Raw genomic sequence first — 14,418 nt, forward strand, 5'->3', positions numbered from 1 at the left:
CGAGCGGCGGACGCCAAGCGCTCAGGGACGTTGACTGGGAATGAGGCGAACCGCGATGAGCACCACTCCGCCCAGCATGAAGAGGCCAGCAATCCAGGTCGCCCGCACCGGTCCCAGACTGAAAACCTCGCCGGAAGACGCCGCGTACCACTGGTCCGCAAGGGTCATGAGAATGCTCGCGAGCACCAGAATGGCCCCCGGCAGTACCCGTCGAACCACGTTGTGCTCCCCGCTGCCAGCGCGGGACGGTAGCGGCGGCAGCTCAGCCTGCGGCCAGTTCGCGCCGCTCGACCCAGGCCTCAGGCTTGGGGGAGAGCGCATGCCGCCTGATGACGCCGGCGGGACACTGTGAGCCCCGAGCCCCTGGTGTGAGGGCGGCGGCACGCTGGCGACCGCTGGATACGCCCCGCTCTGGGGTCGCCCCGATGCGTTGACCGCCGGCATCTGCGCAGAGCTGATATGGCGGCGCGAGTCGAACTCCTGGGCGGCCCCGGGCGGTTGGGGGATCTGCCAATCCGGGCGGCTGCCGGCGGCCGGCCAATCCGGGCGGCTGCCGCCGGCGCCGCCCACGGCCGGCCAATCCGGACGGCTACCGCCGGGAGGCGCCACGCGCAGCGATGGCCGCTCCCCGTCGGGCAAGTCCACCTCGAGCCCGAGGGTGCTGACCTGAGAAGGAGAGTCGTCGAACTCGAGCGCACGGGCGTAGGCGGGCGGACGCTCCGACCTCTTGGGCGGCCGCGGCATGGGACCTTGCTGCAGATCCGGGATGTTGCCCAGTTCGAGATCGGGGACAGCCATGCCTCCGCTCGGCGGACGTTGGGACGGGCGCTGCGAAAACTCCGGGTACACACCCGAGGCCGCCGCGGCCTGCGCGGGCAGCCCCGCGCTGCTGAGCTTGCGCGCGCCGCTTGCGACCCGCATGCGCGGGCTGAGCGCGGCCTCGATGGTCTCGATCCGCGGCGCAGCACCGCCCTCGGCGCGAGAGTCTCGCACAGGCAGCGAATCGCGTTGCTCGTTGCGGATGCCAAGCGCCGCCGTCAGCTCGTCCCAGAACACACCGGCGTCCGCCTGCCGCTCACGCGGATCGACGGCCATTGCGCGGACGAAGACCTCCTCCACCGCGTCCGGCACGTCGAGTCCTTCGTTCCGCGGCGTCGGCCTGCGATTGGGGTCGAGCGCCGTTCCCATCATGCCAGCCTGATCACCGTCGATGATGGTCCGACCCGCCATTACCTCGACCATGGTCAGCGCCATGCCCCAGACGTCCGTCCAAGGCCCGGTCTGACCAAACCGCTTTGGAACCCATTGTTCCGGTGCGCCGTAGGCCGGCGAAAAGGAGCTGAGCGCGCCATCGCTCTGACTCGCCCGACCCGCAACCTGGCTCGCCATGCTCTTGGCTTTGCCGATCCCAAAGTCTAGAATCTTCACGACCTCTTCACCGGCGACATTTGCGACGAAGATGTTCTCGGGTTTCAAGTCCCGGTGCACGATCGAGATCGGCCCGTTGTCTCCCTGGAAATTGTGCGCACGCCCGAGCGCGCGCCCGACCGGCGTCAGCATGCGCACCAGCTTCTTCAGCGGGATCGGGGGCAGCCCTTCGGCTCTACGCCGTTGCGCGATTGCGTCCAGCGTCTCGCCCTCCAGCCACTCGAGCGCCATGAAGGGCACGAAGCGGCCGTCCGGCAGCGTGATGGCGTCGACGTGCAACGGGCGAACGACGGTGGAAATGCTCGCGCTCAAGCGAAACAGGAGCTCGGCCTCGGCGCGGAACTGCTCGAGGAATTGTTCTTCTTGCACGCTGGAGAGCTGCTGCGGAACCTTCAGGCACTTGACCGCAACCGCGGCGCGAAACCCGGAGTGGTACGCCCGGTAGACGACTCCGAATCCGCCTTCAGCGACGACCGCTTCAATGTTGTAGGCACCCACTAGCGTCGTGCCGACAATTCCGAAGACGTCCTCAACCATGGTCCCTCGAGCCCCGAGCGCCCGCCCGCCGCTGCCGCCCCAAGGCTAGCAAATTTGGAGTGGCGGCTGGACTTCTTCGCCCGATTCTCGTGGCGAGGTCAGCGTTTCGAGGGAATTTCCCCGCCACTTCACTGCTCGTCGTGAGGCAGGAGCTGAAAGATGGAGAGCCCCACACCCACCGCCAAGAGCAGACCTGCCGCAACCGTGGGGCTCACTGGCCCAAGTGAAACGAAGGAGCTGCCGTCTTCGTTTCGGAGCGCGCGGTCAGCGAGCGCCACCGCAATGGCGGCGACGATCAATCCGATCCCGACGCCAAGCATGCTCGGTCTACGTTTGGACGCCTCCGCTGATTCGTCCAGGCCGTGCTGGGAGTCTCGGCCGGGCGGCGGGCGCCGCGGCGCAGGCCGCGTCTGAGGCTTTCGTTCGAACGACAGCTCCGGTGGTGGGGCGATGCGGGGTGGAAGGTCGGAACGGAGATCGACTCGCACCGGTGGGGCGTCGTTGCCGAGCTCGATGTCGGCGCCAAACGACCGAGCCTGCTGCTGGGGTGCGGGCCGAAGCGACGCTTCGAGGTCTTCTCTCGGCGGCACCGACGGAGCCAACGCATCGACGTCGAGCGCGCTCCGGTTCATCAGCGGTGCGGTCTGATGCCCGAGTTTTCGAGGCGCAACCGGGATCTCCAGCTCGAACGCGTGCTGCTCGCTGGGCGGCGCCGCGACACGCGGTTCCGGCGTGGGCGAAGCTGCGCGTTGCGGTGCCATCGACGGGATCGCCGCCTCCAGGCTAGACGGTCCCGGCGGAGGGGGGACGGATGGGATTGAAGCTTCGAGATCCCCGAGCGCGATCAGCGATTCACCCGGCTCATCCAGGTCGGCGCCGATTGGCGCTTGCAGCGTCATGCGCGGATCCGGCACCGCGGCCAACGCGGCGCCCGCCGGCAATGGCGGGAGCGCGAGCTCGAGTGATGGTTTCGGCGCCGGGCGCGGCGGTCGGGCCGGCGTCCGGGCCAGCAGCGGCTGCAGCTCGTCTTCCGGCGACGACGGCTCATCCAGCTCGAATGGATCATCGATCGTGAGCCGGTGTTTTGGCAGCGCGAGCGGCGCTTTCGGGACGGAGGCGGGCTTGAGCTTCAGCCGCGCCAGCGCCGCGCCCTTCGGCTTCGGCTTGAGCATCTCCACGCGCTCCTCACGAAGCAGCGCGCCCACCTCGCGCCGGGCGTCCCGATGCCCTTCCTTCATGCCGAGGGCGGTGAGGAGCTCATCCCAGAACTCCCCGACGTGGGCGTGACGGCGCTTCGGTTCGAGCGCTAACGCGCGCTCGAACACCGATTCGATCTCCTCGTTGACCTCGACCTCGTTGTTGATCGGAGTTGGGCGAGCGACCGGGTCGAGTGCGATGGCCATCATGGTCTGGATGTCGCCATCGATGATGAGACGGCCCGCCATCGCCTCGACCAGCGACAGCGCCAGACCCCAGACGTCCGTCCACGGCCCGGTCTCGCCGTACTGGTCGGGTGCCCACTGCTCGGGAGCGGCGTAGGCGGGGGTGAAGGAGTGACCTCCGCTGCGCTCGGACGCGCTCGCGCCCGCAACCTGGCTGGCGACGCTCTGGGCTTTCGCCACGCCAAAATCCAAGATTTTCACCACCTGCTCACCCGCCACGCTGGCAACGAAGATGTTCTCGGGTTTGATGTCCTGGTGCACGATCGACACGGCCGTACCGTTCGCGGCGGTGAAGTCGTGGGCCCGCGCCAGAGCTTGCGCCACGGGGCCGAGCAAGCGCACGAGCTTCTTCAGCGGCGGCGGCGGCAGGTTGTCATCGGCGCGATGCTGAATGATCGCCGCCAGGGTCTCGCCTTCGAGCCACTCGAGCACCATGTACGGGACGAAAGTGCCCTCTTTGGTGGTGAGCGCATCGATGTGCAGCGGCCGCACGACCGTCGGAATGCTCGAGGAGAGCTGGAACAACAGCGCCGCTTCCGCCTTGAATTGGGCGAGGAACTCCGCCTGCCGCTCGGGACCGACCTTGCGCGAGAGCTTCAAACACTTGAGCGCGACGTTGGCGCCGAAGCCCGCATGGTGTGCGCGATAAACGACCGCGAAGCCCCCTTCGGCCACGACCGCCTCGACCTCGTAGGTGCCCGCGATGACGGTCCCCACGATTCCGAACAGGTCGACGGCCATGCTGCCGCCACCATAGCGCGGGAGCGGGCCCAGACGGAGCCCATTGAGTACTTTCGCTCTTTCGAGCGGTGCCCAGATGGTTAGAGTGGGCCGCGTGCAGCGGCCGCTTTCGCGCCCCGGGTTTCGAGCGGGCTTCGGCGCAGTAGGGTCCGGGTTCGGCTTTCTGCTGCGCACGCCGCGCAGCTGGCCCTACGCTTGGGTGCCGGCCGGGGTGCTCACCCTCCTCACCGTGGTCCTATCCTGGGCAGCGGTCCGGGGCGCCCGCACCCTGGTGGCGAGCTGGCTCGGCGACGCATCGACTTGGTACGGGCGAGCGGCAGCCGGCGGGTTGTCTTGGATCGGCGCCATCCTCGGTGCGCTCCTCGGCCTGCTCATTGCCCTGATGTTGACCCCGCCTCTGTCGGCACCAGCGCTCGAAAAGATCGTCGGGATGGCGGAGCAATCGCTCGAGATCCCATCCCGACGCCCGCTCGGTTTCTTCACCGAAATCTGGTGCGGCGCTCGCGCCCAGGCGGTCGCCGCGCTGTTTGCCGTCCCGATCTTGGCGCTGCTCTGGGCGGTCGAGCTCGCGTTCGCCCCGGCCGTCTTCGTGACCGCACCGCTCGGCGCGCTCGTCTCAGCCCTGGGGCTCGCGTGGAACTTGTTCGACTACCCACTCACGCTCCGCGGCGTCCGCATGCGCGACCGCTTGCGGTTGGTGATGCGCAACAAGGCGGCCGCTCTGGGATTCGGGCTGGCGTTTGCCATGTTGTTCTGGCTGCCCTGCCTCGGTGTGCTGCTCTTGCCGGTGGGGGTCGCTGCGGCCACGGCGCTCGTGTGGCGCATTCTCGACGCTTCCCCCGAGCTTCTGCCCGAACTTCCGCGTCGGGTGAGCGCCGACGTTTCGAGCAACCCGCCGCCCGAACTCGCGCGCTAGCCGCTCGCTCGCCCGTGCCCGAAACGCTCGCTGACCTCAGCTCAGGTCGACCGCGATGCCCATCCGCCGGCGAAGCTGGAAATACCGGTCGCTCGTCACGAACGAGATGAGGTCACGCTGAATCTCACCGTGTTTGCCCTCCTCGGCTTCGAGCAACCCGAAAGCCGACGGCAGATCGTTGCACAGCGCAATGCCGGCCCGGGCCGAGGTCTTCTCCGCCGCGTTCGACCAGCGCTGCAGGTTGGTGCGGCCGCCTTCCTCGACGAAGCGCAGGAAGTGACCGCGCAGTGCGTCCTTTTGCTGCGCCTCGAGCACCGGTTCGATCGCCGCGGCAATCGGCGCCACGCGCCGCTTCATGTCCTCGGCGATGGGCAGGCCCGGATTGCCGATGGTCAAGGCGGCCAGGAACAGATCTTCGAGATCCGGGACCGCGGAGAACATCGTGCGAACGAAGTGCTCCTGTCGATAGCCGGACAGGTGGCGCCCAACGAGGAAGGCGTGCTCGAGCTGGGATTTTCCGCTCAGTACCCGCTTGCCGATGAACGTGACCGGCGGCACGCCCGGGATGTGCTCGTACCCCGCATCGCGATCTTTCTCGAGGAAGATCGGCGGCACGGGCAGCCCCAAGATCGCCGCGCCCCATGGCAGTGCACGGACCGCCGTCACGGTGGCCTTGGCGGGATCTTGTTTCAGCTCCGGTTTGAGCACCGGCAACTTGCCTTCGCGGCGCAGCGCCGTCACGCGCCCCAGCAAGATTGCCGGTGCGATCACCCCGAAGATCTGACCCGTCAACACCTCCTCTTCGGGGTGAAAGACACACTCGTACCAGGACTGCGCGGCAATCCCCGCCCGCGGCGCGATCAAGGTCTGGGTTCGATGTTTCTCGAACAGCTGGCGTTCTGCGTCGTTCGCGTGGCCGGTCGCCACGAGAGCCTGGGCAACACACCACTGTTTGTCGAGCTCGGACTTGGCCGAGTAGATCCGCAACAGCTGCCGCAGAGCGCTGACGCTCAGCGGGTCACGGCGCACACGCCGCCAGGCGTCTTCCGGATCTTCGCCGGCGTCCTCCACCGAGTCCTCGAGATCCGTGAGGTCCACTTCGACGTTGATCGACGCCTGTGCGCGTCTGAGTTCGTCCTCCAGCTCGCGCACCCGGCCCTCGAGTTGCTCGATGCGTTTGAGCAGGAGTGCGCGCCCGGCGTCGCCCGCGGCCTCGACCTGGATCGGCGCCAGGGACGCAGCCGGCTCCTCGTAGTGCTCGATGACGTGCACCTTGTGGTGAGTCTCGTACGCCGCCATGATGGCCTGCTCCAGGCGCAGCAGGCGGCGCCGGTCAAGCCCCATGTTGTCCGCGGCCTTCTCCAGGCGCTGGCGCTCTTCGGCGGTGATGATGCCGTCGGCGAGCACCTCCGCGAACAGCTCCTCGTACTGTTGCTCGAGGGGGCCAAGGCCCAACGCACCCGAGACCTCACCGGGGACGAACCCCTGTCCGTGCTCGAACCCACCCTGAGTCGTTGCGTCCGTCATCCCACACTCTCCTCCACTTGCGTCGCCCGGGGACTTTCGCCCGAGAGGCGTCGGGGTTCAACTACCCCCGTGTCCCGACTGCGCACCGCGCGCCAAGGCTCGAAAGCGTGTTACAGTTTGGCTCACGACGGGCGGCCTTTTTCCGGCTGTTCCCGCCGCCTGACCCAAGGAGTCCCCGCCGTGCACTCGCGCCAGTATCGCAGGTTTGCGCTCAGCTTCTCGATCACCCTGGCCCTGACCTACGTCGGGTGTTCGTCCGATAGCGAGGGTGGCGGCACCGCCGGCGGCGGCGGCGCCGGCAATTCCAGTGGCACCGGCGGGGCCGGGGGTGGCACCGGCGGCAGCACCGCGGGAGGCGGCAGTGGCAACACCGGCGGTGGCATCAGCTTCGGCGGGTCGGGCGGCAGCAACACCGGTGGAGCGCAGGGCGATGCGTGCGCCTCTACCGTCGTCAACAGCGACCTGGTGCCTGCGAACCTGCTCCTGGTCATCGACCGCAGCGGCAGCATGAACTGCAACCTGCCGTCCGACGGTCAGGCGTCGACGCAGTGTGAGAACTTCCCCGCACCCATCGACACCACCAAACCGACGAAGTGGGCCCTGACGAAGACCGCGCTCGAGCAAGCGATCGACGACATGGCGCTCGCCGGCACCACCAGCGCGGGCATGGTCGTATTTCCGCGACCTGCCAGCGACTGCAACGTGACGCAGACTCCGGATGTGCCGATCCAACCCCTCGTTGTCCAGCAGGTCACGGATCTGAAGAACTTCCTGGGCGGCGTGACGCCCAAGGGCAAGACCCCGTTGGCCGGCGCAACCATCCTGTCCTACGCGCACCTCTACGACCTGCTGAAGAGTGGAACTCTGACGGGCAACTTGTTCGTGGTGTTGCTGACCGACGGGTTCGAGACCTGCGCGCCGGGCGAGCTACCGAAACTGCTGACGACAGCGTGTGATCCCAATGCGCCCGGCTCGCTGCCGTGTGTCCAGACCGCCCAGCTGGTCAACATCAGAACCTTCGTGATCGGCGTCCCGGGCAGCGAGAACGGCCGCGCGCTGCTCTCCCAGATCGCGTACGAGGGCGGGACCGCAAAGACCGCGACCTGCACCCACAACGCGACGCCAAACGATGCCGGAGACTGCCACTTCGACATGACCAAGAGCGCGAACTTCAGCGCCGACCTGAAGGCAGCGCTCCAGCAGATCAGCGGCACGGTGCTCTCCTGCGAGGTCGCAGTGCCCAAGGCTCCGCCGGGCAAAAAGATCAATGCCAACGACGTGAAGGTCAAGGTCACTGGGACCGAGGTTCCGCAAGACAACTCGGCCACCTGTGACAAGGCCAACGGCTGGCAGTTCAGCGCGGACAAGTCGAAGATCTTCCTGTGCGGTTCGGCGTGTGACGACGCCAAGAAACCGAACGCCAAGATCGAGCTCGACCTCGGGTGCCTGCAAGACATTCGCTGAGCCCGCTGCCGGGCGCGCGACCGGCGGCCCTGCTGTTGGTCGGGTGCATCACCGCCCTGGCGATCCAAGGCGCGTGTGTGCGCAGCGCAGAACCGGCGGGGCCCAGCCAGGCCGCGACCCCCACGCCCACAGCGTCGCGCGCAATTGCCGCGGCCGTCGAGCCTGCTCCGGCGGAGCGCGACGCCCCGTCAGCGCCCAGCGACGCCCAACCAGACGTTCGCGCGGACGGCGACGCGGGAGCCGGTGGTGCGACCAGCGACGCGCAGGCCAAACCAGCGCCGGCGCCGTGGCTCGTGATCGAAACGCCCTACCTGGCGTGGGCGCGGCCTCGGCCGAAGGGCAGCGTCGCGGCTGGTGCGCACGACGAGGAGCTCGCACGCTGGAACCTCGGCGGCACCGCCGACCCCGCCTTCCCATCGAACCGAGCGGGGTTCCACCCGGGCACCCGGGTCAAGGTCGATGTGCGGGTGACGGCCGGGCATCTACAAAAGAGCGCGCCCATCAACCGCCGAACGGGCAAGCGGATCGTGGTGCTCAGCGAAACGAGCTTGCTCGCGCGTGCGCGCAAGCTGGGTTACTGGCCCTACCGCCTGTGCTTCGAGCGGGCGCTCCAGGCCGGTGACAAACCGAAGGCTGGCGAGACGGTACTGCGCTTCGACGTCGATGCTTCGGGACGCATCGGCCCGCCCCGCGTGATTCGAAGCAAGCTGACGCCGGCCGAGGTGGTCGCATGCATCGTCGACAAGACGCGAGACATCGAGCTCCTGCCGCCGCCCCGCCGAATCAGCGCCGAGCTCTCGGTCCAGCTGTGGCCCGGCGATGCGCTCTTGCCGTCGCTGCCGGGCAAACCCGCCGCTGCAACGGACGAAGAGCTTGATTCCAAAGCGCTGCTCCGGATCGTCGAGGCAGAGCGCGACGCCCTCGCAAACTGTTACGCCGAGGGTCTTGGGCGCGATCTTCGACTCTGGGGGCGCGTGCAACTCCACATCGAACTCTCTCAATCGGGCAAGGTCACCGGCGCGAGGGAGACCGAGAGCCGGTTCCCGGACCGCGAGGTGAGCCGCTGTCTGACCGGAGCCGTGAGCCAGATGCGCTTTCCGGAGCGAAAACTTCGGCCGGCCGCCTTCGAGCTGGGCGTGCGTTTGGGCCGCGAGCCGGTGAAGCCGGTCGCCTCAACACCTTGAATTTGCGCGACTAACTCGGCGAGCGTGGCGTTCCCAGGCTCGGCGAGCCGAAAAGGGCGACTCGTGCGTCTCCTGCCACAAGCGCGTTTTTGTCGCTTGGCCGAAGTTTCGGCCTGTGGGAAGGTCGCGCGCGATCTGGGCGTAGCCCGGCAATGACGATCGCCGTTCGCGGCAGACAATTGATTAGGACCTTGAAGGAGGGCTTCTGGAAGATGCGTACTTTGCGAAATACGTCGGTTACTGCGTCCGCTTTGTTGTTGCTGGCGCTCGGCGCCGGCGTCGTCTCCGGCTGCACGGCTGAAGCGACATTGGGTGGGTCCCTCGAGACGGGCACCCCCCCTCCGCCGCCCCCGGCCACCCCGCCAGATGATGACGGTGATGGCATCCCGAACGCCGACGACAAGTGTCCGGCGGAGAAGGAAGACGGCAAACCCCCGGCCGACAAGGACGGCTGCCCGAACCTCGACGAGGACGGCGATGGCATCAACGTCCCGCAGGACAAGTGTCCGACCGAACCCGAGACCAAGAACGAGTTCGAGGACGACGACGGTTGCCCGGACAAAAAGCCGCTAGTGATGCTGGTTGGACAGGAAGTCCGGATCAACCAGAAGATCCAGTTCAAGAAGGGCTCCGCCGGCATCGAAGACGAGTCCAAACCAGTGCTCGACGCGGTGGCAGAGGTGCTCAAGAAGAACCCCGACATCCAGGTGGTCGAGGTCGGTGGGCACGCTTCGAAGGAAGGCGATGCCAACTTCAACAAGACGCTGACCCAGAAGCGGGTCGACTCCGTCTCCAAGGAGCTCGCTACTCGCGGTGTCGAGAAAGAGCGCCTGTTCTCCCAGGGCTACGGCTTCTACTGCTTGGTCGACACCGGCGAGACCCCGGAGGCCATGGAGAAGAACCGACGCGTGGAGTTCAAGGTGCTGTTCCGTGGCGGCAAGGCCACGGACATGACTCGCGGCTGTGAGGGCGCGACGAAGGCCGGAATCAAGCCGAAGGCGCTGCCGGCCAAGCCGTGGGAAGCCAAGAAGGAAGCAAAAGCGGCGGACGCCAAGCCCGCTGATGCGAAGCCCGCGGACGCCAAGCCCGCTGGCAAGACGCTGGCTAAGCCCGCCACCAAGTAGTCGCAGGCGACATCAGTCGAGGACGGGCGCGGAAGACTCCGCGCCCGTTTTCTTTTTGTGCTCGAGCGTCGCCACCGCGAAGCGTGCGGGACTCGCTACGTTCGACCCCGCGGATGAGCGACCTGGCTTGCAGCCCGCGTTTCGTTGCATGCTCCCTCCGTGGGCTGGTTGCTGTTTGTCCTGTTCATCGTCCTACCGTTCGTTGATCTCGTGCTGCTCTTGCGCGTGGGCGGCGTGATCGGTTTCTTTCCGACGGTGCTGTTGACGTTTGCGACCGGCGGCTTTGGGGCTTGGCTCGCGAAGCGAGAGGGGCTGCGGGTGTGGCGAGCCTGGACTCGAGCCCTGGCCGAGCTCCGCGCGCCCGAGCAGGGCATCGTCGACGGGGTCCTGGTCATCGCAGGTGGGGCCCTGCTGATGGCGCCGGGGGTGCTCACGGATCTGATCGGCCTGGCCTTCTTGCTACCCCTCACCCGCAAGCTGATCGCGCGCCCGCTACGCGCTTGGGCCACTCGACGCATCGAGCGCGCGCAGGTTCGGCTGGTCGAGACCCAGGTGATGCCCTTCGATTTGGGTGGCGACGCGATCCGGGCCATAGGCGATGTCGTCGACACGACTGGAGACGTCGTCGACACAACTGGCGAGAGCCTGGGCGAGGTGCCCGAGCTGCCAGGGCCGCCCGAGCGTTGAACCCCCGGGCGCTGGCCCGAAGGTCCAGAGCAAGGGCATGGGCGGGCGCGAGGGCGAGTCCGAGGGCGGGCGTGCGGGCGGCCGCGGGGCGCGAGCGCGGGCGCGGGGCGCGGGGCGCGCGGGCGAGTTCGAGGGCGGGCGCTGAGCGCGAGGGCGGGCGCGCGGGGCGCACCAATCGGGATAGGGGCCCCGCTTGCGCCAAGCAGACAACGCTCGCGCTGAAGCGAGTGAGGAAGAACAAGGGTAGTCCCGGCATCGATGGGATGACGGTCGATGAGCTGCCCAACCATCTGCGCGCCCACTGGGCCGAGCTTCGCGAGCATTTGCTTTCGGGGACGTACCAGCCCGCGCCGGTGAAGCAGCGGCTCATCGAGAAACGAGGTGGTGGGGTGCGCGAACTCGGCATCCCGACCGTGCTCGACCGATTCATTCAGCAAGCCCTGTTGCAGGTCTTGCAGCCAAGATTCGACCCGAGCTTCTCGGAGCACAGCCACGGATTCCCCCGCGCGACCGCCGGATTTACGCCGCCTGAGCTTGGTCATCGGAGCTTCGCGGTCCGTTGCCCGCTCGCCCCGCTCGACGTCGCCTCAGATCCGGTTCTTGTACGTCGGCGCGCAGTTTCGATCCACGCTTCCTTCCCACGGTCGGTCGCCCTCCCGCAGTTGCGCTTCGCTTCGTTCGAGATGACCGCCTTACGGCGGGACTTGCACCCGCAAGACAGCGCCCATGCTGGGCGCACAACGAAAACGCCCACCCGGCCGAAGCCGAGCGGGCGTTGTCGCGCTCGTAGAAGGCGAAGGCCTCAGTCCGTGCTGGCGTCGGAGGTCCCGCCGCCGGTGCCGCCACCGCCGCCCGTGCCGGCGTCCGAAGCGGTGCAGCTGGGGATGCCCGGGTCGATGCCGCCGTCAGAGCCCTTCGGGTTGAAACAAGCACCCTTGCGCTTCACGAAGTTCTTGATGCTGGTTGCGTCCGCGCTGGTGCCAAAGTCGTGGCACTTGAGCCCCGGCGTCTTGCAGTCCGAGTCACAGTCGCAGAACTGGATGCAGAGGCCGAGATCGCCGACGCCGGGTCCGCCGTTGTCCGCCACGACGCTGCTCGCGTAGAGGCAATACGACGGCGCGGGACCGGTTCCGGACCAGCCGCAGGACGGGTTCGCACCGATGGTGCAGGCCGAACCGCAGCTGCGGAGGTCGTCACCGAAGTTGATGCAGACACCCTTGCAATCGCTGGTGCCGGCGTCTGGATCCGCGACCACACACGCCTCGCCGAGGTCTTTCCCGGTGAGCGCCTGCGAGGTGCAGAGTCCGCTCTGGGGATTGCACTTGAGCCCCGTGCCGCACTCCGTATCGCTGTTGCAGCGGGGGAGGCAGGCCGGGATCACCGTGTGGCACTTGTTGTCGTTCGCACAGGCCTCGCCCTTGGGGCAATCGTAGGCCGGCGCGGGCGTGCAGTCGCCCTTCACCTCGCTACCCAGGAGACCCGAGCAGGCGACGTCCGGACGGCCGTGGCACTTTTTCGGGTCGAACGCGCTCTGGGTTTCCGGGCCGAAGGTGCAGCCCTCCATGCAGTACGCCTTGCCGTTGTCGTAGCTCAGGCAGGCGACGTTCGCGCCGAACTGGCCACACACGGTCGCGTCCCCGGAGCACTCCGTGGAGCAATAGCCTTTGGCCGGGCCTTCCCCGTCCATTGCGCCGCCGTTCGGCAGCAAGCAGGTGAGGCCGGTGCCGCACTCTGCGTCCTTGGTGCACTTTGCGCCGAGCTTGGTCTGCGTCGTTGCGCCACCCGTGCCGGCCGTGCCGCCTGCGCCACCGGTCACGCTGCCGCCAGCGCCACCTGCGCCGCCCGCGCCACCGACGATGTTGCCACCGCCGCCGCCTGCGCCACCCACGGTGCCTGCGCCGGTGCCGCCACCGCCGCCGCTATCGCTGCTACTGCAAGCGAACGTCGAGCCGCCGAGTGCGGCAGCAAACAAACCCAAACCCAACCAAGGAATATATCGTTTCATGGCGTCCCGAAGCCTCCTAGAGCGTAATCCAGCGGCGGTTCGCTTAGCACGGCCCGCCGAACCCACCAAGCCTTACTTCCCGAATCCCGTCGCGCAACCCGCGTTGTCGATTTGCAACAATGCGTCAGCCGCGCACGGCAGTGGTTGACGCACGGGTTCGACGGCGTTGCCCTCGGGGCTATTCTGGTTGGGCGAAAAGACTCCCGGTTCGCCCGAGAAACGCCGAGGAACACGCGAAAATGAGGGTGCTGGTCGCGCCGGACAAGCTGAAGGGCTGCCTGACCTCCGTCGAGGCCGCCGCGGCCCTAGCTCGGGGCGCAGGCCGAGTCCCCGACGTGACGACTGACCTCTTGCCCCTGGCTGACGGAGGTGAAGGGACGCTGGACGTACTGCGTGGCGCGCTGGGTGGGAGTGTCCACCAAGTGCAGGTCATGGACGCCCTGGGGACCGCCACGGTCGCACGTTTGGGGTTCTTGGGCGCTGGCGGAACCGCGCTCGTGGAGAGCGCCGAGGCGGTCGGTCTCGCGCGTCTCGGCGGGCAACCACGCAGTGTGCTCGAGAGCACCAGCTACGGGGTCGGGCAGCTGATTGTCGCGGCGCTCGATGCCGGCGTCGCGCGAGTCATCGTTGCGCTCGGTGGTAGCGCGACCAACGACGGTGGCCTCGGAGCGCTGCAGGCGCTCGGTCTCGAGATTGAAGGAGTCACGCCACCGTTTCGTGCGCGTGATCTCTTCGACCTCGGAGCAATCGATCGTGGACGCATCGATCCACGGCTCGCACGCGTCGAGCTCGTTGCCCTCGCTGACGTCGCAAGCCCACTCACGGGTGAGCGCGGCGCGTCACTGGTGTTCGGACCTCAGAAGGGCGCGACGGCCAGCGAGGCTCGACGACTCGACGACGCGCTCGTGCTGCTTGCCCGGCGCTTCGACGCCGATCCGTCCGGCTTCGGTATGGGAGCCGCGGGCGGGCTCGGTTTTGCGCTCGCAGTGCTCGGCGGCGCGCGCGTGGTCGGTGGAGGCAACTACGTGCTGGACGCGGTGGGTTTCGACACGCAAGTGGCGCAAACCGATCTGGTGCTCACCGCCGAGGGCTCTCTGGATGCGCAGACGCTCACCGGCAAGCTCCTGTCGCAGCTCGGCAGGCGAGCGCAGCGCTTCGGCGTACCGGTGATCGTGATCGCCGGCCGGCTGGAAGTTCCGGCACAAGAGCTGGCAAATCACGGCTTCTTTGCCGCCGTCCCCCTGTCCGAACCAGCCCTGGAACTGGCCGAATCAATCCGTCACGCCCCCGAGCTCTTGGCGGCGAGAGCAGAAGAGTGCGTCGGCACCTACAAAACAGCGACGGACCGCTGAGGGGCCGGCCG

The 14,418-nt window shown here is 67.7% G+C and carries 10 protein-coding genes; 6 read left to right on the plus strand and 4 right to left on the minus strand.

Annotated features, from left to right (window positions below; genetic code table 11):
* Positions 1–21: 21 nt before the first annotated feature.
* Both IPI67_18650 and IPI67_18655 read right to left on the minus strand, forming a co-directional pair.
* On the minus strand, positions 22–1,965 hold the full coding sequence (locus IPI67_18650; protein ID MBK7582212.1) for a protein kinase: 1,944 nt from the start codon (positions 1,963–1,965) through the stop codon (positions 22–24).
* A 128-nt stretch (positions 1,966–2,093) separates the two neighbouring features.
* A complete protein-coding gene (locus IPI67_18655) occupies positions 2,094–4,148 on the minus strand; it encodes a serine/threonine protein kinase (protein ID MBK7582213.1) in 2,055 nt (684 codons plus the stop codon).
* Between the two features lie 94 nt (positions 4,149–4,242).
* Here IPI67_18655 and IPI67_18660 point away from each other — a divergent pair, with 94 nt between their 5' ends.
* Positions 4,243–5,064, plus strand: coding sequence for an EI24 domain-containing protein (locus IPI67_18660; protein MBK7582214.1), 822 nt, complete (start codon positions 4,243–4,245; stop codon positions 5,062–5,064).
* A 36-nt stretch (positions 5,065–5,100) separates the two neighbouring features.
* Here IPI67_18660 and IPI67_18665 read toward each other — a convergent pair whose 3' ends face one another.
* Complete coding sequence (locus tag IPI67_18665) at positions 5,101–6,591, minus strand: hypothetical protein (protein MBK7582215.1); 1,491 nt, start codon at positions 6,589–6,591, stop codon at positions 5,101–5,103.
* Between the two features lie 180 nt (positions 6,592–6,771).
* On the opposite strand from IPI67_18665, the gene IPI67_18670 reads away from it, so the two are divergent.
* The 4 genes from IPI67_18670 to IPI67_18685 all read left to right on the plus strand — a co-directional run bounded on the left by IPI67_18670 (position 6,772) and on the right by IPI67_18685 (position 11,050).
* On the plus strand, positions 6,772–8,055 hold the full coding sequence (locus IPI67_18670) for a VWA domain-containing protein (protein MBK7582216.1): 1,284 nt from the start codon (positions 6,772–6,774) through the stop codon (positions 8,053–8,055).
* Entirely contained in the window at positions 8,034–9,239 is a 1,206-nt protein-coding gene (locus tag IPI67_18675) for an AgmX/PglI C-terminal domain-containing protein (GenBank protein ID MBK7582217.1), read from the plus strand. The genes IPI67_18670 and IPI67_18675 overlap by 22 nt, the downstream gene beginning before the upstream one ends.
* 251 nt (positions 9,240–9,490) lie before the next feature.
* Positions 9,491–10,363, plus strand: a complete 873-nt coding sequence (locus IPI67_18680) for an OmpA family protein (GenBank protein MBK7582218.1) — start codon at positions 9,491–9,493, stop codon at positions 10,361–10,363.
* A 159-nt stretch (positions 10,364–10,522) separates the two neighbouring features.
* Entirely contained in the window at positions 10,523–11,050 is a 528-nt protein-coding gene (locus tag IPI67_18685) for an FxsA family protein (protein MBK7582219.1), read from the plus strand.
* An 802-nt stretch (positions 11,051–11,852) separates the two neighbouring features.
* Here the strand turns inward: IPI67_18685 and IPI67_18690 are convergent.
* Complete coding sequence (locus IPI67_18690; protein ID MBK7582220.1) at positions 11,853–13,055, minus strand: hypothetical protein; 1,203 nt, start codon at positions 13,053–13,055, stop codon at positions 11,853–11,855.
* A 239-nt stretch (positions 13,056–13,294) separates the two neighbouring features.
* On the opposite strand from IPI67_18690, the gene IPI67_18695 reads away from it, so the two are divergent.
* Positions 13,295–14,407 carry a glycerate kinase gene (locus IPI67_18695; protein MBK7582221.1) on the plus strand — a complete coding sequence of 371 codons (1,113 nt, stop codon included), beginning with the start codon at positions 13,295–13,297 and terminating at the stop codon, positions 14,405–14,407.
* Positions 14,408–14,418 lie beyond the last annotated feature (11 nt).

It is taken from the genome of Myxococcales bacterium, assembly GCA_016706225.1.
Taxonomy (GTDB): domain Bacteria; phylum Myxococcota_A; class Polyangia; order Polyangiales; family Polyangiaceae; genus JADJKB01.